25 protein-coding genes and 1 pseudogene are annotated in these 26504 nt (G+C 40.0%); 9 read left to right on the forward strand and 17 right to left on the reverse strand.

Translation table 11 applies throughout. The annotated features are described in order from the left end of the window. On the reverse strand, positions 1-537 hold a 537-nt coding region (locus tag B4H39_RS05395; protein ID WP_286927536.1), incomplete at its 3' end, for a DUF6273 domain-containing protein. 120 nt (positions 538-657) lie between these two features. Next, positions 658-1947 (reverse strand): adenylosuccinate synthase, encoded by a 1290-nt coding sequence (locus tag B4H39_RS05400; RefSeq protein ID WP_251422452.1) that lies wholly within the window; start codon positions 1945-1947, stop codon positions 658-660. A 307-nt stretch (positions 1948-2254) separates the two neighbouring features. Between B4H39_RS05400 and hslO the strand changes: the two genes are divergently transcribed. The 4 genes from hslO to B4H39_RS05420 all read left to right on the forward strand — a co-directional run bounded on the left by hslO (position 2255) and on the right by B4H39_RS05420 (position 6178). Beyond that, on the forward strand, positions 2255-3139 hold the full coding sequence (gene hslO, locus B4H39_RS05405; protein ID WP_251422449.1) for an Hsp33 family molecular chaperone HslO: 885 nt from the start codon (positions 2255-2257) through the stop codon (positions 3137-3139). Then, the gene (locus B4H39_RS05410; RefSeq protein ID WP_251422446.1) at positions 3136-4680 is read left to right on the forward strand and encodes a ClC family H(+)/Cl(-) exchange transporter; all 1545 of its coding nucleotides are present in this window, start codon (positions 3136-3138) and stop codon (positions 4678-4680) included. Before hslO ends, B4H39_RS05410 begins: the two co-directional genes overlap by 4 nt. Before the next feature lie 90 nt (positions 4681-4770). Beyond that, on the forward strand, positions 4771-5766 hold the full coding sequence (dusB, locus tag B4H39_RS05415; protein ID WP_251422443.1) for a tRNA dihydrouridine synthase DusB: 996 nt from the start codon (positions 4771-4773) through the stop codon (positions 5764-5766). Between the two features lie 169 nt (positions 5767-5935). Then, complete coding sequence (locus B4H39_RS05420) at positions 5936-6178, forward strand: hypothetical protein (RefSeq protein ID WP_202231163.1); 243 nt, start codon at positions 5936-5938, stop codon at positions 6176-6178. Positions 6179-6230: 52 nt separating this feature from the next. Here B4H39_RS05420 and B4H39_RS05425 read toward each other — a convergent pair whose 3' ends face one another. The 8 genes from B4H39_RS05425 to yfmF form a co-directional block, all read right to left on the reverse strand. Then, positions 6231-7112, reverse strand: coding sequence for a YitT family protein (locus B4H39_RS05425; RefSeq protein ID WP_202231162.1), 882 nt, complete (start codon positions 7110-7112; stop codon positions 6231-6233). 126 nt (positions 7113-7238) lie between these two features. Then, positions 7239-8102 (reverse strand): YitT family protein, encoded by an 864-nt coding sequence (locus tag B4H39_RS05430; protein WP_286927537.1) that lies wholly within the window; start codon positions 8100-8102, stop codon positions 7239-7241. 10 nt (positions 8103-8112) lie between these two features. Then, on the reverse strand, positions 8113-9861 hold the full coding sequence (gene aspS, locus B4H39_RS05435) for an aspartate--tRNA ligase (protein ID WP_251422440.1): 1749 nt from the start codon (positions 9859-9861) through the stop codon (positions 8113-8115). A 55-nt stretch (positions 9862-9916) separates the two neighbouring features. Next, complete coding sequence (gene hisS, locus B4H39_RS05440) at positions 9917-11200, reverse strand: histidine--tRNA ligase (RefSeq protein ID WP_202231160.1); 1284 nt, start codon at positions 11198-11200, stop codon at positions 9917-9919. A gap of 504 nt (positions 11201-11704) precedes the next feature. Next, positions 11705-12256 carry a CDP-diacylglycerol--glycerol-3-phosphate 3-phosphatidyltransferase gene (pgsA, locus tag B4H39_RS05445; protein WP_251422437.1) on the reverse strand — a complete coding sequence of 184 codons (552 nt, stop codon included), beginning with the start codon at positions 12254-12256 and terminating at the stop codon, positions 11705-11707. 31 nt (positions 12257-12287) lie between these two features. Beyond that, entirely contained in the window at positions 12288-13187 is a 900-nt protein-coding gene (locus B4H39_RS05450) for a helix-turn-helix domain-containing protein (protein ID WP_251422434.1), read from the reverse strand. Between the two features lie 51 nt (positions 13188-13238). Further along, positions 13239-14522: an EF-P 5-aminopentanol modification-associated protein YfmH gene (gene yfmH / locus B4H39_RS05455; RefSeq protein ID WP_251422431.1), complete on the reverse strand. Its 1284-nt coding sequence runs from the start codon at positions 14520-14522 to the stop codon at positions 13239-13241. After that, a complete protein-coding gene (yfmF, locus tag B4H39_RS05460; RefSeq protein WP_251422428.1) occupies positions 14503-15747 on the reverse strand; it encodes an EF-P 5-aminopentanol modification-associated protein YfmF in 1245 nt (414 codons plus the stop codon). The genes yfmH and yfmF overlap by 20 nt, the downstream gene beginning before the upstream one ends. A gap of 132 nt (positions 15748-15879) precedes the next feature. Here yfmF and B4H39_RS05465 point away from each other — a divergent pair, with 132 nt between their 5' ends. Genes B4H39_RS05465 through B4H39_RS05475 form a run of 3 tightly spaced genes read left to right on the forward strand, consistent with a single transcriptional unit; the run spans position 15880 to position 17532 of the window. Beyond that, on the forward strand, positions 15880-16242 hold the full coding sequence (locus tag B4H39_RS05465; RefSeq protein WP_251422425.1) for an RNA-binding S4 domain-containing protein: 363 nt from the start codon (positions 15880-15882) through the stop codon (positions 16240-16242). Between the two features lie 2 nt (positions 16243-16244). Continuing rightward, on the forward strand, positions 16245-17318 hold the full coding sequence (gene recF, locus B4H39_RS05470; RefSeq protein ID WP_251422422.1) for a DNA replication/repair protein RecF: 1074 nt from the start codon (positions 16245-16247) through the stop codon (positions 17316-17318). After that, positions 17311-17532 (forward strand): transcriptional regulator, encoded by a 222-nt coding sequence (locus tag B4H39_RS05475; protein WP_251422418.1) that lies wholly within the window; start codon positions 17311-17313, stop codon positions 17530-17532. Before recF ends, B4H39_RS05475 begins: the two co-directional genes overlap by 8 nt. A 20-nt stretch (positions 17533-17552) precedes the next feature. Here B4H39_RS05475 and B4H39_RS05480 read toward each other — a convergent pair whose 3' ends face one another. The 5 genes from B4H39_RS05480 to B4H39_RS05500 form a co-directional block, all read right to left on the reverse strand. Further along, positions 17553-19013 carry a basic amino acid/polyamine antiporter gene (locus B4H39_RS05480; RefSeq protein WP_251422416.1) on the reverse strand — a complete coding sequence of 487 codons (1461 nt, stop codon included), beginning with the start codon at positions 19011-19013 and terminating at the stop codon, positions 17553-17555. Positions 19014-19192: 179 nt separating this feature from the next. Next, positions 19193-20176, reverse strand: a complete 984-nt coding sequence (gene galE, locus B4H39_RS05485; RefSeq protein WP_251422413.1) for a UDP-glucose 4-epimerase GalE — start codon at positions 20174-20176, stop codon at positions 19193-19195. Positions 20177-20317: 141 nt separating this feature from the next. Continuing rightward, a complete protein-coding gene (locus B4H39_RS05490) occupies positions 20318-21193 on the reverse strand; it encodes an adenylyltransferase/cytidyltransferase family protein (RefSeq protein ID WP_251422410.1) in 876 nt (291 codons plus the stop codon). Between the two features lie 21 nt (positions 21194-21214). Then, positions 21215-22504, reverse strand: a complete 1290-nt coding sequence (locus B4H39_RS05495) for a peptidase U32 family protein (protein ID WP_202231150.1) — start codon at positions 22502-22504, stop codon at positions 21215-21217. Between the two features lie 87 nt (positions 22505-22591). Beyond that, complete coding sequence (locus B4H39_RS05500; RefSeq protein WP_251422408.1) at positions 22592-23515, reverse strand: peptidase U32 family protein; 924 nt, start codon at positions 23513-23515, stop codon at positions 22592-22594. Positions 23516-23722: 207 nt separating this feature from the next. Between B4H39_RS05500 and B4H39_RS05505 the strand changes: the two genes are divergently transcribed. Then, positions 23723-24001: a DUF3270 family protein gene (locus B4H39_RS05505; RefSeq protein ID WP_202231148.1), complete on the forward strand. Its 279-nt coding sequence runs from the start codon at positions 23723-23725 to the stop codon at positions 23999-24001. Between the two features lie 67 nt (positions 24002-24068). Here the strand turns inward: B4H39_RS05505 and B4H39_RS05510 are convergent, their stop codons facing one another. Continuing rightward, positions 24069-24890 (reverse strand): putative RNA methyltransferase, encoded by an 822-nt coding sequence (locus B4H39_RS05510; protein ID WP_251422405.1) that lies wholly within the window; start codon positions 24888-24890, stop codon positions 24069-24071. Positions 24891-25066: 176 nt separating this feature from the next. Here B4H39_RS05510 and B4H39_RS05515 point away from each other — a divergent pair, with 176 nt between their 5' ends. Further along, the gene (locus B4H39_RS05515; RefSeq protein WP_202231146.1) at positions 25067-25693 is read left to right on the forward strand and encodes a copper homeostasis protein CutC; all 627 of its coding nucleotides are present in this window, start codon (positions 25067-25069) and stop codon (positions 25691-25693) included. Positions 25694-25918: 225 nt separating this feature from the next. On the opposite strand, the pseudogene B4H39_RS05520 reads toward B4H39_RS05515, so the two are convergent. Next, a pseudogene (locus B4H39_RS05520) lies at positions 25919-26504 on the reverse strand (hypothetical protein); the annotation flags it as partial.

Below are 26504 nucleotides of genomic sequence, written 5' to 3' on the forward strand. Positions count from 1 at the left end.
TAAGTTACGGTCATCTTCAAAACGAACTCTACCCTTGTAATTTCCTACATCAATGTCTGAAAGCAAGAAAAGTTTCCGATTTATTTTTTCTATGTGCCCCATTCCTGCATTTTTTGCCGAGGGTTTTATTCCCAGCTCTGTGAGGGGGATATTTTCCTGCACATCTTTAGACAAACGCTTGATAAAGTCCTTGTGCATAAAGGCATCCGGTATGCTGTGTCCGTAGTAGGCTTCTTCCCAACCATCCCGAAAAGACATGGGCGGCTCTACAAGATGCTTTCGAAGTAGTAAGACATTCCCTTGATCAATATAATTTTTCGTAAGCACCAGATAAGGTACTAACTTGCCATTTTCCTTAATGTGAACGGTGTAGCCCAAACGCCTATCTTTGTCATAGGCTAACTCTCTTAAGGTTTGCGGTTCCTTTGCGGGAAATATATAAATAAAATCCTCTCTTTTCACAACTATAAACACAGCAATAAGTATTTGTACAAGACTTAATCCTAAAAACAACACCAGCTTTTTTCTACTTTTCAAGAGCCTCTCTCCTTAAAATACCATGATAACTTTTTCACTAACTAATACGATAAAAAAGATGTATTCTCACCAAAAAAAAGCAACCAAATCAATGGTTGCTTGCTTTTGAAATTTATTTAATTAAGCTTCCCAAACATTTTCTAAAACATTTGTCTGGTCGCGATCTGGACCAACTGAAAATGTTGAGATACGAACACCTACAAGTTCAGCGACACGAAGAACATAGTTGCGCGCTGTTTCTGGTAACTCCTCAAGTGTACGCACTCCTGTGATGTCTTCAGACCAACCCGGCATTTCCTCATAGATTGGTTTACAACGCTCTAGCTCTTTAAGGCTTGCTGGGTAGTGCGTGATTTCTTTTCCATCAAGTTCGTAAGCCACACAGATTTTTACCGTTGGCAAACCTGAAAGAACATCAATCGAGTTCAAGCTAAGATGAGTCAAACCTGAAACACGGCGTGAGTGACGCATAACAACTGCATCGAACCAACCTACACGACGTGGTCGACCTGTTGTTGTGCCATATTCATGGCCAACTTCACGAATTTGATGACCTGTTTCATCAAAAAGTTCTGTTGGAAATGGACCGTCTCCAACACGTGAAGTATAGGCTTTGCATACACCAACTACTTTATCAACTTTTGTTGGACCAACACCTGAACCGATAGCTACTCCGCCTGCCAATGGGTTTGATGATGTGACGAACGGATAAGTTCCTTGGTCGATATCTAGCATCACACCTTGGGCACCTTCAAAGAGGACACGGTGACCTTCGTCAAGCGCATCGTTCAAGATAACTGAAGTGTCCGCTACATATTTTTTAATTTGTTGACCGTATTCATAGTATTCGTTAAAGATTTCATCGAAATCAAGTGCTTCACTGTCGTAAAGTTTAACGAATTCACGGTTTTTGTTTTCGAGATTTGTACGTAGACGTTCTTCAAAAATCTCCTTATCCAAAAGGTCTGCGATACGGATACCAACACGAGCTGCTTTATCCATATAAGCTGGTCCAATACCTTTGATTGTTGTACCAATCTTTTGATCGCCTTTCGCTTCTTCTTGAAGGGCGTCTAATTTGATATGGTAAGGCAAAATAACGTGGGCGCGGTCTGAGATACGCAGGTTATCTGTTGTTACACCGTTTTCGTGGAGGTAAGCAATTTCTTTAACCAAAGCTTTGGGATTGATCACCACACCATTACCGATAACAGATGTTTTCTCCGGGAAGAAAATACCTGATGGAATAAGGTGAAGTTTGTACTTAAAGCCGTCAATCACAATCGTGTGACCGGCATTATCCCCTCCCTGGTAACGCGCAATAACTTCGGCATCTGAACTGAGGAAATCTGTAATTTTACCTTTCCCTTCATCTCCCCACTGCGTTCCTACAACAACAACTGATGGCATAATAGCTCTCTTTTCTTTTAATATTTGTACGCTCTATATCTCTCTTGTGATGATACAGCTGGCATTTTGATATTGAAAAGCTCCTATCGCACTATTCCCATTATAGCAAAAATTATTTTTGAAAATCTAGAACAAATAAATGTCTTTTATAAAAAATATGCTTTTGTTCGGAAATATCAAACTTTATTTCAACTTTTCCTAAAAATATTGACTTTTTGACCGCCCTTATACTTTATGTAAAACATCACTTTAGAAATACAGGCATAACAATCACTGTCCTTAAAAATATGTTAAAATAGAAGGAGTTATGACTGATAAAATACTAAAATCCATTTCAAAAAATGGTCACTTTCGTGCTTTTGCTCTTGATTCAACATTGACAGTCCGTGAAGCGCAAGAGCGGCATCAAACGATGCCTTCTTCTACTGTTGCGCTCGGTCGTACCCTGATTGCTGCTCAAATTTTGGGCGCTAATGAAAAAGGGGACAGTAAAATTACGGTCAAAATCTTGGGTGATGGTGCTATGGGTGCAATTATTGCTGTCGCTGATGCTAATGGAAACGTTAAAGGTTATGTCCAAAACAAAGAGCTCGACTACAAAAAAACCTCGACTGGCGAAGTACTCGTTGCTCCTTTCATTGGAAATGGCTTCTTTGTTGTTATTAAAGACATGGGGTTACGTCAACCTTATACTGGGCAAACGGATCTCATCACAGGGGAAATTGGAGAAGATTTAGCTTGGTACTTCCTCTCAAGTGAGCAAACTCCTTCTTCTGTTGGTCTAAATGTCCTGCTGAACGAGGGAGAAGACAGTGTCAAAATTGCTGGTGGGTTTATGCTACAGGCCCTGCCAGATGCAACTGATGATGAAATTGCCTTGATAGAAAAAAATATCAAAACAATGCCAAGTATTTCAGAAATACTTTTAAATGAGAATCCCCTTGAATCAATGTTCGCCGCAATTTATGGAGAAATGGACTACACTGTTCTTGCTGAATCCTCTTTAGCTTTTAGATGCGACTGTTCAAAAGAACGCTTCGCTAAAGGATTACAAGGTCTTGGTAGCAAAGCGATTACCGAGATGATTGAAGAAGACCATGGTGCTGAAATTGTTTGCCAGTTTTGTAATCGTAAATATGAATTTACAGAAAAAGAGCTTAATGATTTAATTTTAGGAGCTGTTCAAAAATGAAGCTGCTGCTTAAAGATTTGTCACAATCCTCAAACAAAAATATAGGTTTAATTTTTTTAAGCCTATTGGTTGGACTTACAGCTGGCTTCCTTGCCAGCTTTTATCGTTTAGCTCTTTCCGCGGCTGAAAAATTTGGGGCCTTCTTATATCAGCAAGCTGGAAGACATCTCATCTATGTTCTTCTCTTACTTCCCGCTTTGCTTCTCCTCGCGTTTATTGTCAGTACTTTAATGAAAAAATATCCCATGTCTACCGGCAGTGGAATTCCTCAAATCAAGGGGCAGCTACTTGGATATTTCCAACCTGACTGGTTTACGACTGCCTGGGCTAAGTTTGTCGGTGGAACTCTGGCTATGTTTGCAGGTCTTTCTTTGGGGCGTGAGGGACCTTCTATCCAACTTGGAGCTGCTATGGGACAAGCCATTGGAGAAAAATTTGCTGCTACTGAGCGTCATCAGCGTTTGCTGATTGCTTCAGGTGCTGCAGCAGGTTTATCCGCAGCCTTTAACGCACCACTCTCTGGTATCATGTTTGTTTTAGAGGAAATTTTCAGCTACTTTTCACCACTGATTTTATTAACCTGTATGACCTCTGTTATCATTGCAGATGCTGCCTCCCGTGTTATTTTTGGGTCTGCAAGTATCTTTAACTTTCAGATCGTCAGTGGCTTTCCTCTTTCAGACTACTGGCTTCTCTTGCTTTTAGGCATACTCATGGGAATCTTCGGTGCTGTGTATAACTACGCTCTTGTAAAAGGGCAAGATCTCGTGCAAGATAAAATAAAAAGTCCTTTTCTTCGTGTTTTTTTGAGTTTTATCATTTCTGCTCTTGCAGCGCTCTTTTTTCCAATAATCAGCGGAAGTGGTCATCACTTAATCGCTCAACTCACTCTAGGTTGGGGGCTTGCTTTTCTCTGCCTCATCTTTGTATCGAAATTTATAATTTCTATCATAAGCTATATCTCTGGAGTTCCGGGAGGAATTTTCTTTCCACTTTTAATTCTAGGTGCCAGTTTGGGTAGTATTTTTGCTACAGTGGTTATTTCCTCTTTGCATCTGTCTCCCAACCTCTTTCCTAATTTTATAATTTTAGCCATGGCTGCGACATTTACTGCTATTGTTCGTGCACCAATGACAGGTATCTTACTTTTGGTCGAAATGACCGGCTCTTTTGATCATCTTTTACCTCTGGCTTTTGTTTCTCTTATTTCCTATCTTGTCGCTGAACTTTTGCATTCTGAACCAATCTATCATTCATTACTCCACAATCTTCTCACCACAGATTCTGAAATTGCTACTGAAAAAGGGGGGCATATTATGATTGAAGCCTTGGTACAGTTTGATTCTGAAGCCGACCATCAGCCTGTTCAAAATCTTCACCTGCCACAAGACAGTCTTCTCATTTCCATTCAGCGCAATGGGGAAAAGATTATTCCACATGGAGATACACTACTCCACGCCGGCGATATTGCAACTTTTTTGACAACCCAAACCCAAGAAGTTTCCGTTCGCCAAAAAATAAAGCGGTTATTTACCACTTAAAAAATTCAAAAGCCTTCGCAAAATAACCTGCGGAGGTTTTTTCAGTGCAAAGTTTGAGTAAATCTTCTAAAAAATGTTAAAATATTCTCTATGACTATGGATTCAAAATACACACGCCCTTGGAAAATTGGGGATATAGAAATTGCTAATAAAATCGTACTCGCCCCAATGGCGGGGATTAATAATAAAGCCTTCCTGACAACAGCTAAAGAGTTTGGAGCCGGTCTTGTCGTTACCGAAATGATTTCTGATAAAGGGATCGAGCACCGCAACAAAAAAACCCTTCAAATGATGGACTTTGAAGGCGTGCCTCATCCACTTTCGATGCAAATTTTTGGTGGCGAAGTTGATACACTGGTTGAAGCGGCTAAATTTGTGCAAGAGAATACAGTAGCTGATATCATTGATATCAATATGGGCTGTCCTGTTCCTAAAGTCACTAAAAATGAAGCAGGCAGCCGCTTACTTCTCAATCCAGATAAGGTTTACGATGTCGTGAAAGCTGTCAGTTCAGCGATTGATCTGCCACTGACTGTAAAAATCCGTATCGGCTGGGATTCTGATCATCTCTACGCTGTCGAAAATGCCAAGGCTATCGAAGCGGCCGGTGGCGCAGCTGTTGCCATGCATGCACGGACACGCGCCCAACTTTATGAAGGTAAAGCCGACTGGACATGGCTTGAGAAAGTAGCAGGCAACATTAACATTCCTTTTATCGGAAATGGTGATGTGAAAACACCTGAAGATGCCAAACGTATGATTGATGAAACGGGTGTTGATGCAGTCATGATCGGTCGTGCTGCTCTCGGAAATCCGTGGATGCTTCATCGTACAGAACACTATCTTCGTACAGGTGAGCTCCTTCCTGAACCCACTGTAGATGAAAAAATGCGCATCGCTAAGATTCACTTGCAACGTCTTGTTGACCTCAAAGGCGATAATCTCGCTTCACGTGAATTTCGCCAACATGCAGCTTACTACCTCAAGGGAGCCAAACGTGCAGCCAAAGTTAAAGTTGCAGTAAATCAGGCAACAACTCAGGAAGAAATCGTTACTATTTTAGATGATTTCGTTGCGCAGAACTAATGGATCAGCTCTTTTGTTGGTCTTTTTTTATCGACTCCCAGTTTTCTATTAGACCAAAGTCAAAAGTTGGATGTTTCTTGACTTTGGCCTTGATCGCAAATTATAGAAAAGCAGATTCTTTACTTTTCTGTTATAATAAGGTTAGTACTATAAAACAAGGAGGGACTCTATGCGTACATCAAAGGCTATTGTCGAAATTGAAAAAGCTATCATTCATCTTAAGAAAGCTAAACGTGAGATTAGCAACTATAGTTTTGAAAACCAAACACAAAGTTTGATTCAAATCAACCAAGCTATTGATCGCTTACAAATTATCAAAGATGGTGTCAATGCAGATTCTTCTGACGTAGAAGGTGTTTCTTCTGTTGGTCGACTTGAGGGTGAACGCTTGACATCTAAGTTGTTCCAATAACAGCTGGTCAAAATAAAAAAGAAGAGTCTTGATGATTCTTCTTTTTTATTACTCACTTTTTCTTACGTTTATACTTACTTTGAGGATAAGTAAAGTCTCCCATAACTTCATGGACATTTATTACTGTTGAAAAGGCTTGAGGATCTATCTCCCCAATCAAGGCCTTAACGGTCATAACTTCTCGAGGGTTAAGCACCACATAGACGACGCGTTTCTCAGTTCCAGAGTAAGCTCCTTCTCCATGTAAAAATGTCGCACCGCGTCCAAGCTCTGCAAGAATCGCATTTGCAATTTCTTGATACTTGGGACTGATAATGAGCATTCCCCGAACAGTATATCCTCCTGACTGGATAAGGTTGATGACCTGAGCCGCAACGAAACTTGCAATTAGTGTGTAAACCATATGATTCACATCAATGTAAGTAAGAGAGAGTGTCATTACAAAAAGGTCAATCGTGAAAATGACACGTCCCACTGCTGTACCGCGCTTAATTTGCAACAGCTGTGCAATGATATCTGACCCCCCAGTTGTTCCGCCAAAACGGAAGATGATTCCAACTCCTGCTCCAGCAAAGACCCCAGCTAAGAGAGCTGCAACTAAGTTATCATGCAGAAGATTGATATTAAAATCAAAGGTCTGAAAGACAGAAAGGAAAAGCGAAACATTAACAATCGCATAAACTGTATAGATAAAAGTCCGCTGTCCTAAGAAACGGTACCCAATAAAAAGCAAAGGAATATTCAGAATGAACTGGCTAATAGCCGGATCCAATCCGAGTAAGGCATGTAATATCAAGGTTATCCCAGAAAGTCCCCCAGCAGCCAGCTGATTGGCCATGTTTAACTTTACAAATCCAAAAGCAAAGATGACTGCTCCTAAACTAATGGCAATAAAGTTGCGAAAATGGATTTTAATGAGGCTCATATCCTTCATACAACTCTCCAATCTAATACTATTTTTATTAATATTGTAAAAATAGCTTTGTAATTTCTCGTAAAGCCTCTGTCAAAAATGACAGAGGCTTTCTCTAATTTATACTAAAACAACCGTTTTGTCAACTTAATCTGTAATCTCACTAAAGTTACCGATAACACGGACATTTTCCGAGATGGAAACAAAGGCTTTTGGGTCATATTTAGTAATGATTTCTTTAAAATCTTGATATTCGTACATTGTAATAACTGTAAACAAGATTGTCCGTTTTTCATGTGAATAAGCACCTTCAGCATTATTCAAAATTGTTGCACTATGATGCATCTTTTCAAAGAGTTTGCGGATGATGATTTCAGGATTCTCGGTGACAATCATGACCTGCATCCGTTTTTGACGTGTAAAGATAGCATCTGTGACACGTGAGCTCACAAAAATAGCAATCATGGAGTAAAGCATGTATTCCCAGCCAAAAAGCACTCCAGCAGTAAAGATAATCACACCATTAACGATAAATCCTAGTGTTCCAACATTATGTCCCGTTTTCTTGCGGATATAAAGGGCAATGATATCCGTACCCCCACTTGAAATACCATTACGCATGGCATAACCAACTCCTGTACCCATAATAGTACCACCAAAGATGGCATTGATGATCGGATCAGGTGTCAGCGTTGTTTCTGGGACAAAGTGGATAAAAACAGAACTCATGGTAACAGTCAGCAAAGTAAACAAGGTAAACTGTTTTCCCAAGCGGAACCATGCCAAAATCATCAAGGGAACATTAATCAGAAAGAGCGTTACCGATATGGGCAGATAGTTATACCCCATCATCCGTGTAAAAATCTCAGTTGCCACCTGGGCTGCACCTGTAGCACCACTAGAATAGACTCTTCCAGGTTGGTAAAAGAAATTCAGTGCAAAAGCAGAAGTGATTCCATATAAGACAGATGCTGAGAAACGATGTGTCAACTTTTCCCAGCCACCAAGCATGTTGATAAATTTAGTCAAGTTTTTCAAGTTTAATTCTCAATTCTTCCAGTTGGCTTTCACTGACTACTGATGGCGCTTGTGTCATCGGGTCTGTGGCTTTATTATTCTTAGGAAAAGCAATGACTTCACGAATATTGTCTTTGCCTGCAAGCAACATCACGAAACGGTCCAAACCAAGGGCCAATCCTCCGTGTGGTGGGAAGCCATAGTCTAAAGCTTCCAACAAGAAACCAAATTGCGCATTGGCATCTTCTAAACTAAAGCCGAGTGCTTTAAGCATTTCTTCTTGCAATTCACGGGTATTAATACGGAGTGAACCACCACCGAGTTCGTAGCCATTCAAAACGATGTCGTAAGCATGCGCACGGACTTTACTAAGGTCTCCTGAAAGTTCCCCTTGTGTTTCAGCAGTTGGTAAAGTGAACGGGTGATGCGCACTCATATAACGGCCTTCTTCTTCTGACCACTCAAACATTGGCCAATCAATAACCCAGAGGAAATTGAATTTCGAATAATCAATTAAGCCTTGCTCTTTGGCAATCGTTTGACGTAAAGCACCCAGTGCTGAATTTGCCACTTCTAAACTGTCTGCCACAAAGAGAACCAAGTCGTTGTTTTCTAAGCCCAAAGTTTCAACGAATTCTGATGTTTTATCTGTCAAGAATTTAGCAATAGGACCAGCCAATTTATCGTCTTCAAACTTGATCCAAGCCAAGCCTTTGGCCCCATTTTGCTTGGCTTGCTCTGTTAATTTATCAATAGCTTTACGAGAGTACTTATCGGCATTATTTTTAACGACAATGGCTTTAACAACAGGTGCTTCGCTAAAGACTTTGAAATCTACAGTTTTCGCAAGGTCTGTCAAGTCCTGCAAGAGCATCTCGTAGCGTGTATCTGGCTTATCTGAACCATAGAAGTTCATGGCATCATCGTATTTCATACGTGGGAACGGTAAAGTTATATCGACATTTTTAACGTCTTTCATAACTTTCGCAATCAAGCCTTCCGTCAAATCTTGAATTTCTTCTTCCCCAAGGAAGCTTGTTTCTAAGTCGACCTGTGTAAATTCTGGTTGACGGTCGCCACGCAAGTCTTCGTCACGGAAACATTTTACGATTTGGTAGTAGCGATCGAGACCTGCAGTCATCAACAATTGTTTCATAAGCTGTGGACTTTGTGGCAAAGCATAAAACTCGCCTTTATTGACACGAGAAGGGACAAGATAATCACGTGCACCTTCTGGTGTTGACTTGTTCAAGAAAGGTGTTTCGACATCGATGAATCCTTGATCGTCCAAGTAACTACGAATAGCACGCGTTGTCGCATGACGCATCGTAATGTTGTTCAGCATTTCTGGGCGGCGTAAGTCGAGATAACGATATTTCAAACGCGTATCGTCAAGCACTTCCACACCATCTTTAATCTCAAATGGTGTTGTTTTTGAAGTACTAAGAATTTTCATTTGATTCGCTTCAATTTCAATTCCACCTGTTTTAATATTTTCGTTTTTGCTGGCACGCTCAACAACTTTACCTGTAACTTCAAGTACGTATTCGTTACGAACTTTATCTGCAGCTTCTACGATTTCTTTTGTTGCTGTTTCAGGATTAACCACAATCTGGACAATGCCTTCACGGTCGCGCAAATCAATAAAGATTAAGCCGCCAAGATTACGGCGCTTTGCAACCCAACCTTTTACGGTAACTTCTTGGTTTAAATACTCTTCTGTAATATTTCCTGCATAGTTTGTTCTCTTCAAGTTTAATCTCCTTACGTTTCTTTAGTCCTCAGGTTCCTTGGAACTACTGAACTTTTTATTCTCCAAGCGCTTCTTCAAAGATAGGCGCAAAACCTTTCGCAACTTCTGCCAAAGTTGTTTTTACTTCTTTACGCGTTTGGTTATGTTTAACTGTAATTTCACTTGTTTCCACTTCATTGTCACCAAGCGTAATTATCACTTCTGCTTTTGCCTTTTCAGCTGATTTAAATTGAGCACCTAGTTTACGGTTAGAAAAATCTCGTTCAACTTTAAAGGCTTGAGCACGAAGACTTTCTGCAAGTTGTGTCGCTGCTAAGCTGGCTTTGTTTCCCATAACGGCAATATAAACATCAAGTGTATCTTCTTCATGGAAATCAACGCCTTGCATTTCAGCAACCATCAACAAGCGCTCTACACCCAGTCCAAATCCAAAACCTGGTGTGGCAGGTCCATCAAAGTATTCAACCAGACCATCATAACGGCCACCTGCACAAACCGTCAATTCTTGTCCTTTGACATCCACGATAAATTCAAAGATTGTATCATTGTAGTAATCCAGACCGCGAACCATATTGGTATCAATGACATAATCAATACCCAAACCATCGAGCAGTTCACGGGTCATGTCAAAGTGATTTTGAGACTCTTCTGTAAGATAGTCCAAGATAGATGGTGCACCCTTGACGATTTCCTTGTCTTCTTTTTCCTTGCTGTCAAGTACTCGCAGAGGGTTTTCGTGAAGGCGGCGTTGGCTGTCTTTCGAAAGCTGACTTTCAAAAGGTGTCAAATAATCAATCAAAGCTGTACGATAAGCCTTACGTGTCTCTAAGTCACCCAAAGAATTCAAGTGAAGTGTTACACCAGAGATACCGATTTGTTCAAATAATGATTGCGCCATGGCGATAATTTCGACATCAATCGCTGGATTTTTCGCTCCGAAACATTCCACACCAAATTGGTGGAATTCGCGTAATCGTCCAGATTGAGGACGTTCGTAACGGAACATCGAACCCATATAATACATTTTTACTGGTTTGGGCACTTCTGGAGCAAAGAGTTTATTTTCAATATAAGCGCGAACAGTTGAAGCTGTCCCTTCAGGACGCAAAGCGATATGACGTCCACCTTTGTCGTCAAAATCATACATTTCTTTAGTTACGATGTCACTTGTTTCACCTGTTGCCCGACTGAACAGCTCGTAACTTTCAAAAAGTGGTGTACGGATTTCTCTGAAATTATAATCTTCAAATACTGCACGGGCCATCATTTCTACATATTGCCATTTTTGTGACTCTTGAGGCAGAATGTCTGCCGTACCTTTTGGTTTTTGTAATTTCATATTATCTCCTTTGTAATTGAATACATTTGTGGTTAAAACATTATCAGGAAAGCCCTTGTGAGACCTGCTGACCAACATTAACAGTCTTAGCTATAGGATAAGGCATTATCAGGTAAGGCCTTGTAAGGCTTGCCGCCCAGCATGAGTACCTTCAAGCACGCGATGGTATATTATGACGGTAAAGTGCAAAAAACGATAATTTTTTTGCATTTTACCTAATAAAGTGTTTAGGCAAGGTCCTATAGGGCTTGCCGCCCAGCATTAGCGCCTTCAGGCGCAATGCTGGTAACACATTAAAACGCCCCAAGCAAGAGCTCTAGGGCGTCAGTAATCTTATCGCGGTACCACCTAAATTTGTCCTGTCTTCCAGAACCTCAGTTTAGCTATAACGTTGCTATCGTTTTATACAGTCACATTAACTTTATGTAAGCTTTCAGCCGAGTCTTACTCTCTTTAAGTTAAGTATAACGCAGACCTTCTTTTTTTTCAAGCCCTAATATTGAATTAGTCCTTAAATACTTGCATATTTTTGGCAAAGTAATCATAGCCGGAATAAATCGTGAAGATAAGGCAAACATAAAGTAAGAGTGTGCCAATATAAATAGGATCACCAATTAACAAGAAAATAATCGACAACATTTGTGTAAATGTTTTAATTTTCCCTGGCATAGCTGCAGCCAAGACTGCACCACCTTGTTCAACCAATAAAAGGCGAAGTCCGGTCACAGCAAGTTCACGACATACGATGATGGCAACAACCCAAGCTGGAGCTAATCCTAGTGCAATTAACATCACAAATGCAGCCATTGTTAACATTTTATCCGCTAACGGATCTGCAAACTTACCAAAATTAGAAACAACTTTCCATTTGCGTGCCAAATAGCCATCAAGCCAGTCAGTGATTGAGGCTACAGCAAAGATAATCGCTGCAACAATCCACGAAACATAGCTTGTACCAACAGCTGCACCATGTGGCAGATAAAGAACAATAAGAAAGAGTGGAATCATAAAGATTCTTAGTATCGTTAGTTGATTAGGGAGTTTTTCTTTTTTCATAATTGCTTTCTTTTATAATTTTAACAGTGTCTCATTCTGCTGGAGTGGCTGTTGTACTTGCATAAGTTATAGTAAGCTGGATGTTTACTGGAACGCCCTGTCTTAAGTTAGACAAGTCAACATTATTACCATTAATCGTCATCGTAAGTCCTTGTGTATTTGAAAGTCTTATCGTTGACTCTGTCAAGCCCGTACCTATGATTGCTGTTGCTGTATTTTCTGCATCAGATAACGTACGCGCTGTAGCCCAATCCGCATTTGTCAGTGAAATGGTGGTGACTGTCCCTGCTGCTGTCGTGAATACAATTTGAGAAGGAAGGCTCGCATTCGTCAAGTTAACATTGAGCTGCGTTCCACTCCCTGTGACCGCAAGTTGATTTTCTGGCTCTGGTTTTGTCTCATCTGCTTTTTCTGTTGATTCTGCTGTTTTTTCATCTTCTGTCGTTTTTGCAGTTTCACTGGTCTGATAAGTGTAAGAAACATCGTTCAAATTACTATTTTGCGGACGATTTAAAAGTACGACAGCAGTAACACTTCCAACAATCGCTAAAGCAACGGTAGAAAGTAAAATAATCGGAAGGTAGTAGCGCCATGCAGGTTTATTGTTCTCCTCTTCCTCTTCTTCTACACGTTCACTCGGTTTTACAAAACGATAAGTTTCCTGGATGTCCTCGTGTTCTTCAACAGACATCGAACCATCTTTTTCATAAGCCAACATGATTTGATCTGCATCAAGTTCTAGCTTCTCAGCGTATTGTTTAAGGTAGGCTTTAATATAAAAATCACCAGGTAAAGCCTTATAGTCACCTGTTTCTAAGGCAATAATATATAATTTCGGAATATTTGTAAGTTTTTCGGCTTCACTCAGCCCAAGGCCAAGTTCTGTTCTCTTGTCTTTGAGGACTTCGCCTATTGTTTTAATTGCCACCATGTCCTCCTCTCAGATTTATAAAATACATGGATTTACTCATAACTGTTCGTATTATTTGGGGTAGATAATAAAATCTACAATTTGCATATTCGCTACAAATTTTTCAGCATGCCTGCTGATTTTTTCAAGGGTCAACTCGGATAAAATCTCAGGAAGATCAAAGAAGTTAAGATCGCCATAAATATTTGAAGAAAATTGATTGGCTATGTAGTCTAAAGAGTTTAAGGATTTATAATAATCTCCTAATGTTTCACGCTTCAGTATTTCTAGATTTTCTTTTTCAAAATCTTTATCTATTTTATAACTTTTTAAAGCTTCCTGCAAAACTTTACTTACTTGTTCTGGTTTTTCAGTATCTGCTGTAATATTCGCAAAGTGAAAACTCTTGTCCATGTCAAAACCATATCCAAAAGAATCATCCACTAAGCCTGCATTGTACATCTCCTCGTATCGGTGACTCGTTTTGCCAAAAAGCATATCTAGAAGCAACTGATTAGAAAGCTTATACTCTAACAATTCACGCGCATCCGTTGGAAGCGGGTCTTCTCCACGAAAACCCAGAGCCAGCTTAGGCATCGCGACTTCAAATTTTAAGGTTCTTCCTTGAATTGGCTGACTGCCTTCAACTATTTTTCTCTGAATCGCTTCTGTCTTAACAAAAGTTTTTTTCTCCTGATTTTCACTCACAAACTTCGCCATCTGCTCAACATCAAAAGGTCCTGTTAAAAAGAGATTCATATTTGATGGGTGGTAGAACGTTTCATAGTTTATGTAGAGATCTTCTGCTGTTATTTCTTTAATGGATTGTGGCGTTCCAGCAATGTCATCTGCTAGGGGTGAATCAGGGTAAAGTGAAGCCAAAAGTCCTGAAAATAAGCGCCAATCGCTATCATCTTGATACATCTGAATTTCTTGCTGAATAATTCCCTGCTCTTTGGCGACATTTTCTGCTGTAAAATAAGGCTTTTGGACAAAATCAAGCAGCAAGGCGACACACGCATAAATATTTTCACGTGTCGAAAAAAGATAAGACGTTCTTGAAAAACTGGTAAATGCATTTGTTTGAGCACCATAGGCACCAAACTTGCCCATCACATCGCCTTCCTCTTTCTCAAAAAGTTTATGTTCTAGAAAATGAGCAATTCCTTCCGGAAAGGTCTTCATTTCTTGGCTACCCAAGGGAACAAATGATGTGTCAAGCGACCCAAAATTGGTGGTAAAAAGCCCATATGTACGATTATAATCCGGCTTTGGCAGGTAATAAACGGTCAAGCCATTTGCCAAAACATCAGTATAGAGAATTTCTCCTGTTTTTTCATAACTCTTCTTCTGCATAGACTTCCCCTTTCATGAAATATTGGGCCTGTAGTGTTAAGTTTTGCGCCAAGCGCATGATATCTTCCTTAGTCACAGCCTCCAGTTCCTTCAAAAAGGTTGCTTCATCAATATAGAGTTCAGGTAAAACTTCATGAATAAAAGCTTGCTCAATCAAGTTTGAAGAAGAATCGAGCGACATGAAGTAAGAATTTTTAAGCATTATCTTCGTTTGCTCGACTTCTTGTGCTGTAAAGTCTCCAGACTGGAGAGCCTGAAGCTGCTCTAAAATAAGTGCACGGGCTTGCTGATAATTTCCTGCATCGATTCCAGCATTGACCCTTAATAAACCTGTAAAACTATCAAATGCTGAACTCGCATAGTAAGCCAGACCTGCCTTTTCACGGACATTCATAAATAATTTAGAATGAGCGAAGCCACCAAAAAGACCGTTCATCACTTGTAAAGTCATATAGTCCGGGCTACCATAAGTCGCTGGTTGTGCAAAAGCCATTTGCAAAATAGACTGTTGCACCTCTTTCTCTTCAGTTTTTTCCTGATAATCTTTAATTCCCTGTTTATAAAAAATATCGGAATGTCCCTGACGGTCCTTGAAGTCAAAGGTCTGGAACAAGCGCACAACTTCAGTTTTTTCCACATCACCTAGGACAAAAATATCAATAAGGTTGTGATTGAGCATCTCTGTATAGTAATTAAAGACAGCTTCTGCTGTTTCACTCTCTAAAAGTTCTACAGTAGCCACACCCGGAAGGGCTTGATTTTCATCAGTAAAAAAAAGGGTAGCCAACTGACGACTCGCATAATAAGAACGGTCTTCGTTCATTGCCTTAAGATAGTTAATAAGATTTGTCTTTTCACGTTGGAAGACCTCAACATTCTTATCTGGGCTAAAGAGTGCCTTATGCATAAAATCAACAGCACCTGCCAAAGTATCCACACCAACAAACTTAGGATTGACAAGACTCATATGGATGCTTAAAAGATGTTGACTGCCCTTTTTATTCACTGCTGTTGAAAAAGAGGTGCCATAGAGTTCTGATAAACGACTCGAAAAAGCTTGAGCCGTTGGATATGCTGTATTAGTAGTTTCCCATAGATTAGAAATAATCACACGTTTAGCAATATTTTCTCGTGAAAGTTCTTCACGTAAACGTACCATGATACGTATTGTTTTAAATTTTGTTTCCCTTATAACATGGAGATTTACTCCGTTGGCTAGTTTCATAGTTATCCCTTGTCTACTCCTCCTTTTAAAGGATGAAAAAACACATTCCAAGCTAAAAGAGCAAGAGCTGTAATATATCTATTATAGCAAAATTTCCACTATTTTTGAGACTCTTTATGCTAAAATAGTATTATGCAAAATTATACTTTATTTGAAGAATATATTACATTAGGGCAAGTCATCAAAGAGTTAGCTATCGTGAATACAGGAGGACAAGCCAAGCTCTTTCTTGCTGAAAATGAGGGCAATATTTTCTTAAACAAGACAGCTGAAAACCGCCGAGGAAAAAAACTCCGTGCAGGTGATATTTTAGAAATTCCGAAATTTGAGCTATTCATCAAGTTTGTTCAGGCCTCTGCTGAGGAAGTTGCTGCATATGAAGAAGACAGGGCTGAAGAAGAACGTGTCAAAGCTCTTGTTAAAAAGATGAACGCTCAGGTCAAAAGCCAAAAACCTAAGAAAGCCACTAAGCCAAGATTTCCTGGCGCTAAATAAACATGAAACTTAACAATATTCAGCTTTATAATTTTCGAAATTATACTCATCTCTCCCTTGACTTCCATCCTCATCTGAATATCTTTTTGGGGCAAAATGCTCAGGGGAAAACTAACATTTTAGAGAGCATCTACTTTCTCGCCCTCACAAGAAGCCATCGCACACATCACGATCGTGAGTTGATACGCTGGGACGCGAAAGAAATGAAGGTTTCAGGAACGGTTTATAAAGGACACAGCAATGTGCCATTAGAAGTTGCCTTGACTCCTAAAGGGCGTACCGCTCAGGTTAATCATCTCAAAGAAAACCGTTTGGCTGACTACATCGGTCAGCTTAATCTCATCATGTTTGCGCCCGAAGATTTAGAGCTCATCAAGGGAGCACCGAGCGTTCGTCGCCGCTTTCTTGACATGGAGATTGGCCAAATTCGTCCTGTTTATCTCCATAATTCTGTTCGCTATAACCGCGCTTTGAAGGAGCGCAACGCTTATCTTAAATTAGAGCGCAAGCAGATTGATACTACTTTTTTAGACGTCCTCGATAGTCAGCTAGCTGAACATGGGCAAAAGATTAGTGCGGAACGTCACAGTTTTATTTCCAAGTTAGAAAACTTAGCGCAAAAAATTCATCATCAACTCACACACGGTTTGGAAGAGCTAAAGATTGGCTATAAAATAAGTTCTGAATCTCTCCTTGATGATTTAGAAAAAGCGCGGGATAAAGATATTTTTCGCCATCAAACCTCTGTCGGTCCTCATCGTGACGATCTCACTTTTTTTGTCAATGGCATCAATGTTGCTGACTTTGGTAGTCAAGGGCAGCAAAGAACAGTGGCCTTATCGATTAAGTTAGCCGAAATTGATTTGATCTTTGAGGAAACAGGCGAATATCCTATCCTTTTGCTTGATGATGTTATGAGTGAACTTGACAATAACCGTCAGCTGGATCTTTTAGAAACAAGTCTTGGAAAAACACAGACCTTTATTACCACAACAACACTTGATCATCTCAAAAATTTACCTGAAAACTTGAGTATTTTCAATGTGAAACAAGGAGAAATTATAAAACATGAATAAGAAAGAGCCACCACTGACAGCAAAGCGTCTCAGTAAATTTAGGTCCCTATCTCAAGAGGGAGACGCTACATTACTGGAAAGAATTTCACTTCTTGTAGAGCAAGAACGCGCCTTACGTCAACAAAAGGATAAGCTAGAAGAAGAGCTTCGGATTTTGGTCCACATCAAAAATGACCACTACTCAAAATTAGAACAAAAAAATTCGGAACTCTGATTCCGAATTTTTAATACTCTTTACAATCCGAGTAACTCTCTTAAACCATAATGATTACCCGCCAAGCCAATAACTGCAAAAATTGACAATGTAATAATCAAAAGAATCGACAGTACTTCGACATGAGAAAGTTTGCTCTTATTTTCTTTCTTCGCCATATGATAGAAGACAAAACCGATAGCATACAGAATAGACCCCATCCAAACATATTGCCAGCCAGAAAGCCAAAGTGCTAAAGCTTGAAAAGCAAAAGCAATGAATCCTATCCACATATTTTTAATATTTTTTTCTTCCCAGCCATGTTTCATCATATAAGCACCAACCAAAGCATAACAAATCATGATACAGGCAGTACAGAGATAAACCATGACATTATAAGCATTGGCTACAAAGAAAGTGACAATGATGAAAAGTTGAACAAAAATTTGCGTGAGCCACAGCGAATTTGCCGGTGCATTATACTTGTTCAAACGGCCAAACCACTCTGGGAGTAATTTTTGGTTGGCCAGCTGTGTTGTTGACTCCACTGGAAGCATAGTCCATGAAAGCCAAGCACCTAGTACCGAGACGACTAAACCAACTGCCATCAAAGCCCCACCAAAATCACCAAGCATATCTTTTAAAATATAAACCATCCCTGGTGTTTTCATAGCAGCCAACTCGGCTTGTTCATAATAACCGAACGGCAATAAGGAAAGTAAAACATAGATAAAAAGTAAAACGATGAGTCCAACGATGGTTGCACGCCCCGCATCAGATTTTTTCTTGGCGCGATCTCCCATCATCGCAGCTCCCTCTATACCAACAAAGACCCAAATCATGACTATAAGGGAGCTTTTGACTTGTTCAAGTAAACCGCCTGCTGTCATAGCCCCCTGTATTTGAATCATACCTTGAGCATTTTCAGAAACATTGTTCCAAAACTCTGTCGTGAAGATGCCTAGCTTAAACATCAAAATCCCGGCAATCATAAAGACAAAAATCGGTATCAGTTTACACACTAAGACGATAGCATTAACAACCGCCGCAGACTCCACACCCTTGCTGACAAGTAAAGATAGAAGCCAAGAAAGAGCAGATACTGTAACAACTGCAAGTATGGTTAAGCTCCCATTCGGATTTGCAAATTTTCCGGGAAAAAAATAATCCATGGAAATCATCATCAGTACTGCAAAAGCGATATTTCCAAGCCAAGTGGAAAGCCAATAGCCCCAGCCAGAAAGAAAACCAACCAGATCCCCAAAACCCTCCCGAGCATAGTCAGAAACCCCTGAGAGTTCTGGTTTATTAATAATAAGATGGTTTAAGCTTAAAACAAGAGTCAAGAGCCCCAAACCTACAAAGAACCATGCGACAATAACACCGCCAGCCGTGGCTCCATTGGCCAAATCATTGGAAAGGTTAAATACCCCTCCACCTATGGCACTTGACACAACGATGGATATCAGGGCTATTAGTCCCATTCCTTTTTTATTTTCCATTTATTTTCCTATAATTTCACTTTCATTTACATCAAAAACATTTCCTTAATATAACATTTTTTGCATTTTCATGCAACTTTTATCTGCTTATTTTCTCTCCTTGTTTATATTTTTACATTTTTTATTTTTTCTCTCAAAAGCAAAAAATAGCCTTTCTATTAAGGCTACTTTTGCTTTTCTTAATATCCATTTGGATGTGAGCTATGCCATTTCCAAGCATTCTCAATAATGTGTTCCAAATCATTTTTTACATGCCAGTCTAAGATTTTACCCGCCTTGGTTGAGTCTGCAACAAGCATATCCGGATCACCCGGGCGACGTTCTCCCATCTTTGCAGGGATTTCTTTGCCCGTCACACGACGTGCTGTTTCTAAGACTTCGAGATTTGAGTAACCTTTAGAAGAACCAAGATTAAACTGGTCAGAAGCTCCGCCAGACTTTAGATATTCCAAGGCTTTAATGTGCGCTTCGATCAAATCTTCCATATCGATATAATCACGAACACAAGTGCCATCAGGGGTATTGTAATCATCACCATAAATCGTGATAAAATCACGCTGTCCCAGCGCTGTCTGTAAGATAAGTGGAATCAGGTGGGTTTCGTTTTTATGCGCTTCACCGATACTGCCGTCATCTTTTGCCCCTGCAACATTGAAATAGCGTAGTGCTACATAAGTCATATCTGTTGCTTGAGATTGCCATTTCATCATTTTTTCCATGATGAGCTTACTTTCACCGTATGGATTTATCGGTTTTTGTGGTGTTTTTTCAGAAATTGGACTTTCTTCTGGTATACCGAAAGTTGCTGCTGTACTTGAGAAAACGATATGTTTGATACCAAATTCTTCCATAGCTTCCAGTATAACCTGCGCTCCCCCCACATTGTTATTAAAATACATCAGCGGTTTTTGCATCGACTCCCCCACTAATGAATAGGCGCAAAAATGCATCAGGCCTTCAATGTTATCTTCTTTTTTGAAAACCTCAGCCAAAAAGTCATGATCGCGGACATCTCCTTCATAGAAACGAACCTTTGCAGGTACTGCTTCACGATGCCCTGTCACCAGATTGTCTATCACTGCAACATCATAGCCACGCGCCAGCAGCATATCAACAGCATGACTTCCCACATAGCCTGCGCCTCCAAGCACTAAGACTGTCATTTTATTTTACCCTCCATTACTTTGAGTCACAAAGTTTTTCATTAATAATATTTAAGTACAAGTATAGCTTTATTCATTTATAAAAGCAACATACACATGTCTGCATTTTCCTAGACTCTAGATACTGATGTCTACCTTTTTCTACTCATATTTTAAACGTTCAATTTTAACGCCCGTATATTGACCAATCACATCAATGGCATGATAGTAACGGCTGAGATAAGCATGAGTATCACGAGCTGTTTCCTTATCATCCAAACATACCATTTTATCTGTCAACCCCTGCTTCTCTATCTCTTTCAAAAGAGAGGCGTCTTTATTTGAGGGAATGAGGAGAACCAAGTCCATGTTTGGTGCTAAGTTATTATCAATAAAGACCAATCCCTGATTTCCCGAAGAAACAAGAGCCTTTTCAATGTCTTTTGCAAAAGGCGCATCGTTAAAAGAGCGCGCTAAACGTCGAGCTAAGGTTGTCTTACCACTCTGCTTCCCTCCAACAACTCCAACAATTTTAGTAAAATGACGGCGAAAAACAGGATTTATATCCTGCCAATGCAGCAAAGGATCTTCACGGATTTCTGTTGCCGATATCTTGACATCTTGTCTGTCTGCAATTTCTACCCTGTACTCGCGTTCGTCTTTCGGAAAACGAGCCTGCAACTCTGTCACATAATCAGGCTCCCCTACATAAAAGGTAATCCTCTGACTGTCATAATCTTTTAGCAATTCCAGCAAGCGAGAAAACCAATCGTCCCAGCCTTGAGGCATTGGTGGCAAGTCTGTTTCATCCAACTTTGCAACAGAAATATCAGCCTCATCTGCAAAAGCTTCTTGCAAGTAACGATAGCGCTGCTCCAGAGGTAAACCAATCTTATCTCCTCTATCCTTTGCATAACCTGATACAACCAAAAGCACTTGATCATTAAGCGCCGCGCACTTGTATATTTGCTGCTGATGCCCTTTATGCAAAGGAGCAAATGTACCAAAATAAACACCCAGTTTTTTCTTTTCAATCATTGCATGCCCTTACTCTATTTTTTAGGCACGGACAGTCTTTGCTGCGCCTGATTTATCATAGAGGTTGATTAAACCAGCCCCTGATTTCCGAATCATGTCACCAGGCTTCACAGGGGTTTCCACATCAATATACAAAAGTGTCATTGGGTTTGGTGCGCGATCAATTGGTTCACCGGTTTCTGCTAAACGCAAGTTTTGGATTGTGGTTTCAGAATGACGGAAACCTGGTCCATAAAACTCAATCGTGTCCCCCTCTGTAATCACATTACGCTGGCGAATCGTCGCCACTTTGCGCTCTGCATCGTATGCCACAACTTCTCCGATAAACTTGTATTCTGGAATCTTGCGACGTGCGCCAAAGAGTTGCTTGTTTTCATCAGGAATACCGTAATAAAAGCCTGTATCTAGTTCACGCTGTGCAACCTTCCACAGTTCATCAATCAGATCCTGCTTGATTTCTTCAAACTTTTCAGGACTTTCGAGATAAGCATCGATAGCTGCTTTGTAAACGTTAGAAACTGTAGAAACATAATGAATAGACTTCATACGCCCTTCAATTTTTAGAGAATTTACACCATTTTTAATCATATCTGGAATATGTTCAATCATACTCATGTCAACAGCTGACATTGAGAACTCTTCAGGAATTTCTCCATTGATGGACTTACGTTCCCTGCCAAAAGGCATATCATAAAGGTCATATTTCCAGCGGCAAGACTGAGAGCATCCTCCACGGTTAGCATCACGCATACTCATATAGTTTGAAAGAACGCAGCGTCCGCTGTAGGAAATACACATGGCCCCGTGAACAAAGGCTTCGATTTCAACAGTCGTATGTTTCCGGATTTCCGCTAATTCTTCCATAGAAACCTCGCGCGCCAATACCACACGCTCTAAACCTAGCCCTTTCCAGAATTCCAGAGTTTCATAGTTCGTTGCTGAAGACTGGGTAGACAGATGGATAGGAAGGCCAGGTGCTTCTGCAGCACAGATGGCAATTAGTGCTGGGTCGGAAACGATAACCGCAGATATTCCTAAATCACGCAGGGTACGGAACCACTCGCCTGCTCCTTCTTCATTTCCCTCATGTGTCACCATGTTTGCTGCAACATAAACTTTGGCATTGTGTGCAGCTGCATATTCAACTCCCTCACGCATTTCTTCAAAGGTGAAATTTCCCGCACGTGAGCGTAAACCATAGGCTTGACCGCCAATATACACAGCATCTGCACCATAATCAATAGCGACTTTAAGCTTTTCGAGTGTGCCTGCCGGTGCAAGTACCTCAGGTCTTGTATAATTTTTTTGCATTTTTTCTCCTATTTTCAAGATAAGATTTTTGATAAGGTCTGCCGACCAAAACTTTTTTTATTTTTTAAACTTAGCTACAACTCGTTTTTATTTAATTTCGTTCGGGTCAAAATCATAGAAACCATGAGATAAAGTCCGTCCAGCTGGATGCAATTTGCGAACTTCTTCTTCGAGTTGAAAGGCTTTATCTGCTGTAAACTCTCCTGCTTCAATACATTTTTTCGCCTCAATAAATCGTTTTGTTACTTGAACAAAAACATCACCACGTGTATAAATCCCGTCAAGTTTCCAGTGGTCAAAGCCCATTTTCGTCAAGTCTGACAGTTCACTCATCATATTAAGATCGTCGTTGGCAAAGATATGTGTCCCATGATTGTCTTCAAAAATACTGTAATGGGTATCCTCTTTTTTAGGCTCCGAGACAAAAAGATTACGCTCGCGGTCTTTGCCAGTTTCCTTTGTCTTGATAAAATTATAGTAATTCTGAATCAAAGGACGCTTACTTTGATGAATGACCGTCGCACCGTAGACTAGAATTTCTCCCGGCACTTCCAGATTTCCCGTCATCGCTTCAAGTTCTGCCTTGGGAAGCTCGCGAGCTAAAACAGCTTCTACAGCCCCTTGTCCTGCCCAAAAATTTACCTGACGGCTTGATGTAACCATCGTTGAAGCATCATAAACAAAGGGTAGATTATACTTGTCTCTTTGAAGGACAAAAATGACACCTGCATCTCCCACCGCTATCTTGTCTACTCTAATTTCTTGCAAGAAGTCTAAGAAGGGTTTGATTTTAGCCATCATATCCACGTGCATCAAGGCATTCACCGCAACAGTAACTGTCTTTCCTGCCTCATGCGCCAAAGCAGTAATTTCTCGTATTTCTTCATAGCTAAGTGCCGTGGGTAAACGCAAGCCAAACTCAGCTTCACCAATATAAAGATTGTCAGTTCCAGCTTCAAGGAGCGCTTTGGCTTGCTCCACACTTTCTGCTGTTGTAGTAATTTTAATCATAATCTCAATTATAACAAAAAAGCAACAAAGCTGCCTTTCATCAGAAATATCATACTCTGACAAGGTCTGAACAGCTGATTTTTACTGTATTTTATTTTTTTCTCAAATGAATTGTAACATTTGTTACGAAATCACCTTGCAAACATTTGCATAATTTGTTATCATGTAATATAGAACTTAATTATCGGGAAAACTTAGGAAGTAAATATGGAATTAAAAAATTTAAACGATTTTTATGAAAAACAGGAATATTATTCGTATGATGAGCTGAACTCCGAACAAACGCACCTTAATAAACGTGTGCATGAGCTAACTTTCTTTCTCAACGTTGCCAGCTTTTCAATTATCATGGCAATGATGATTTACATTTTCACCACAGTAACAAGTAGTCTAGTCGCTGTTCCAGCTGCACTTGTCGTTGGTTTTATCGTTTTTCTTCTCTGTAAGAAGGGGATTAAAAAACTTGTTTACCTCATCACAAAATAATAATTTTTAATTCCTAGTAAAAGCTAGCTCAAAGTCAAAATAGCACAAAAACCTCAGTTGAGGTTTTTTATTTTGTTCCAATTAAAACTTGGACATGGATTGTTGCCTGAGTTGGTGGCTTTTCTCTCGCTTTCTCCTTTACTTCAGAAGAAGCAGCCCATTCTAGAGGGCTCATTTCCAGAAAATCCAGATACAGCTCTTCTGGCAACTCAAAACAGTAATGCAATTCTTTTTGTAAAGCATCTGGGTATTCCTGCTTAAAGCGTTGAATAACGTCACTGTTGTCATAATCTATAGGCAGACCATAAACGGCACGTAACTCTTGCAAGTAAAACCTGTCTGGTATGATTTTGATGATTTTCCCTTCATTCTTTAAAACGCGTTTAAATTCCTCGTAATTTGAAGGACTAAAGATATTTAATACGGTTGACATGGAGGCATCTGCAAAAGGAAGATTTGTCAGATCAGCCAAACTGAGGAAGACTGAAAAAGGCAAATCTGTCGCCATCTCAATCCCGTCTCTTGCAATATCAAAGCCAAACTTATTCCCTTCAAGAGACAGCAACTTTAAAAACTTTCCCTCACCGGTTCCAACATCAAGAAGATTTCCTGCTTGCAGATGTTTTTCAATTTCTTCCAGTACCGGCGTGTACATCCCAGCAGCAATCAAACGACGCCTCGGCTCAAACATCCTTTTCGTATAGTGTGCCGTATCGGGCTTCGTTTGCAAGAAGTTCACATAGCCTTTTTTATTCAAATTAAAGGTATGATTTTTGTCGCAGCGGAGCGCATAAGGCTCCAAAGTAAAAGAATGGTGACATAAAGGGCAGCGTAGATTATCTATATTTTTTTCTAAGTATAGATAAGCTTTCTCGATTTTTTTTAACATGGTTTTATTATAACATTTAGCTCCAAGCTTTAAATTTTAAAACTCTGCCAGCTGAAGTCAGAATAATAAATCCAAATAAAGTCTCTCACTCTCTTTTTCGATCGTTTTCATTTTTTCATAACCCATTTTCTTTTTGCTATAATATATAAAAAGCCAGAAAAGGAAAAATAGATGATATGATTATTCGTGAACTTTGTGTCGAAAACTTTACTGAAATCCCTCGTGCCGTTGCTGCTGGAGTCGAACGTATAGAACTTTGTGATAACCTTGCTGTCGGAGGAACAACACCAAGCTACGGCGTGATTCAACAAGCGGCTGAATTTATCGGTGATCAAAAAACTACTTTAGCTGTCATCATCCGTCCACGTGGGGGGAATTTTGTTTATAATTCCTATGAATTAAAAATCATGGAAAATGATATCTTAAAAGCTATTGAAGCAGGGGCTCAAAACCTAGTTTGGGGTGCCTTGACAGAAGACAATAAGATTGATACCGAAGCTCTCGAAACACTCATGGTCGCCTCACAGGGACTTCCTGTTACTTTCCACATGGCTTTTGATGAAATCGAAGATCAGTATGAAGCTATTGATACTCTGATTGAAGCAGGCGTGGACAAAATTCTCATGCACGGTGACAGCTTAGATAAGCCTCTCAATACAGCCAAAATCGCAGAACTGGTGCAATATGCCCAAGGTAAAATCACGATTATTATCGGTGGTGGTGTAACTGTTGATAACTTTGAAGAATACGCAAGTTTGACTGGAACAAATTTCGTACACGGTACAAAAATTCTTTCAGAATGAGAGACTGCTTAGAAACGATAATAAAAATCATGACAAATAAAACAAGGAATCGCTCAATGCTCACGATTCCTTGTTTTGTGTTTCTTAGACAAACTCGCCTTTTTCACAGCCGCGATTAAAGACGAGCTTTTTCTTTATTTCTCGGAAGTTTATTTTAAATAGCTTTGCTTCTTATTTGCCTCACCAGTTATTTTTTATCACTTTTCAACTGCTCCTTTTGCTCAGTTATTGTTGAACAATAAGGGCTGGACGAATCCCTCCAGAAGAACTTACTGTGTTAGTCCGAGTTGAATGCAACCGTCCGTAACCAGCAGCATTAGATATTTGCCAATTAAATTCATTGTTTGAATCAGCAAAGGTTCGAAGAGCCCAATAAGTATCATTAGAGCCCACCCGTTCATCGTGGTTAGAGAAAGCTAGCCCTGATCCGGATAAACGTGTCACATCTGCTAATGAGAGTGCAAAGGCACGAGGGGCACCGCTTGTGTCAACTTGGGTAATGTCTGCCGCGACAACTGGGAAGTCATTTAAATTCGTTGGTCGCCATCTAAACTCTCCCTCCCAAATAATATCATTTGCCGTTACATTTCCCACTGTAAAGCTATTCGCAACAGGTTGAACCATCATTTGGACTGTTAAATCAAGAGCATCATACCAAGTGTTTAATGCTGTGTCTTTTCCTTCAAAACTCACGGAACGTATACTTTCATTCCGGATAATCAAATGATTCCCACCACCTTGATTCTCCAAATAACGATACTGCTCATTAGCCATGGTGAAGATAGTTCCCGGTGCCATGATACTAAAGTTG

Origin of the sequence: Lactococcus sp. UBA7128, from assembly GCF_002492185.1 — a bacterium.
Classification (GTDB): Bacteria; Bacillota; Bacilli; order Lactobacillales; family Streptococcaceae; genus Lactococcus; species Lactococcus muris.

Bases quoted from the DNA above. Each gene is read 5' to 3' on its own strand.
- B4H39_RS05430 (WP_286927537.1), bottom strand. From the start codon at position 8,102: ATGCTTGGTGGCTGGGAAAAGTTGACACATCGTTTCTCAGCATCTGTC.
- yfmF (WP_251422428.1), bottom strand. From the start codon at position 15,747: ATGAAACTAGCCAACGGAGTAAATCTCCATGTTATAAGGGAAACAAAA.
- hslO (WP_251422449.1), top strand. From the start codon at position 2,255: ATGACTGATAAAATACTAAAATCCATTTCAAAAAATGGTCACTTTCGT.
- B4H39_RS05410 (WP_251422446.1), top strand. From the start codon at position 3,136: ATGAAGCTGCTGCTTAAAGATTTGTCACAATCCTCAAACAAAAATATA.
- B4H39_RS05510 (WP_251422405.1), bottom strand. From the start codon at position 24,890: ATGTTAAAAAAAATCGAGAAAGCTTATCTATACTTAGAAAAAAATATA.
- B4H39_RS05465 (WP_251422425.1), top strand. From the start codon at position 15,880: ATGCAAAATTATACTTTATTTGAAGAATATATTACATTAGGGCAAGTC.
- B4H39_RS05475 (WP_251422418.1), top strand. From the start codon at position 17,311: ATGAATAAGAAAGAGCCACCACTGACAGCAAAGCGTCTCAGTAAATTT.
- B4H39_RS05500 (WP_251422408.1), bottom strand. From the start codon at position 23,515: ATGATTAAAATTACTACAACAGCAGAAAGTGTGGAGCAAGCCAAAGCG.
- hisS (WP_202231160.1), bottom strand. From the start codon at position 11,200: ATGAAATTACAAAAACCAAAAGGTACGGCAGACATTCTGCCTCAAGAG.
- yfmH (WP_251422431.1), bottom strand. From the start codon at position 14,522: ATGCAGAAGAAGAGTTATGAAAAAACAGGAGAAATTCTCTATACTGAT.
- B4H39_RS05450 (WP_251422434.1), bottom strand. From the start codon at position 13,187: ATGGTGGCAATTAAAACAATAGGCGAAGTCCTCAAAGACAAGAGAACA.
- B4H39_RS05505 (WP_202231148.1), top strand. From the start codon at position 23,723: ATGGAATTAAAAAATTTAAACGATTTTTATGAAAAACAGGAATATTAT.
- B4H39_RS05490 (WP_251422410.1), bottom strand. From the start codon at position 21,193: ATGATTGAAAAGAAAAAACTGGGTGTTTATTTTGGTACATTTGCTCCT.
- B4H39_RS05495 (WP_202231150.1), bottom strand. From the start codon at position 22,504: ATGCAAAAAAATTATACAAGACCTGAGGTACTTGCACCGGCAGGCACA.
- B4H39_RS05515 (WP_202231146.1), top strand. From the start codon at position 25,067: ATGATTATTCGTGAACTTTGTGTCGAAAACTTTACTGAAATCCCTCGT.
- dusB (WP_251422443.1), top strand. From the start codon at position 4,771: ATGACTATGGATTCAAAATACACACGCCCTTGGAAAATTGGGGATATA.
- recF (WP_251422422.1), top strand. From the start codon at position 16,245: ATGAAACTTAACAATATTCAGCTTTATAATTTTCGAAATTATACTCAT.
- B4H39_RS05400 (WP_251422452.1), bottom strand. From the start codon at position 1,947: ATGCCATCAGTTGTTGTTGTAGGAACGCAGTGGGGAGATGAAGGGAAA.
- B4H39_RS05420 (WP_202231163.1), top strand. From the start codon at position 5,936: ATGCGTACATCAAAGGCTATTGTCGAAATTGAAAAAGCTATCATTCAT.
- B4H39_RS05425 (WP_202231162.1), bottom strand. From the start codon at position 7,112: ATGAAGGATATGAGCCTCATTAAAATCCATTTTCGCAACTTTATTGCC.
- galE (WP_251422413.1), bottom strand. From the start codon at position 20,176: ATGACAGTCTTAGTGCTTGGAGGCGCAGGCTATGTGGGAAGTCATGCT.
- pgsA (WP_251422437.1), bottom strand. From the start codon at position 12,256: ATGAAAAAAGAAAAACTCCCTAATCAACTAACGATACTAAGAATCTTT.
- B4H39_RS05480 (WP_251422416.1), bottom strand. From the start codon at position 19,013: ATGGAAAATAAAAAAGGAATGGGACTAATAGCCCTGATATCCATCGTT.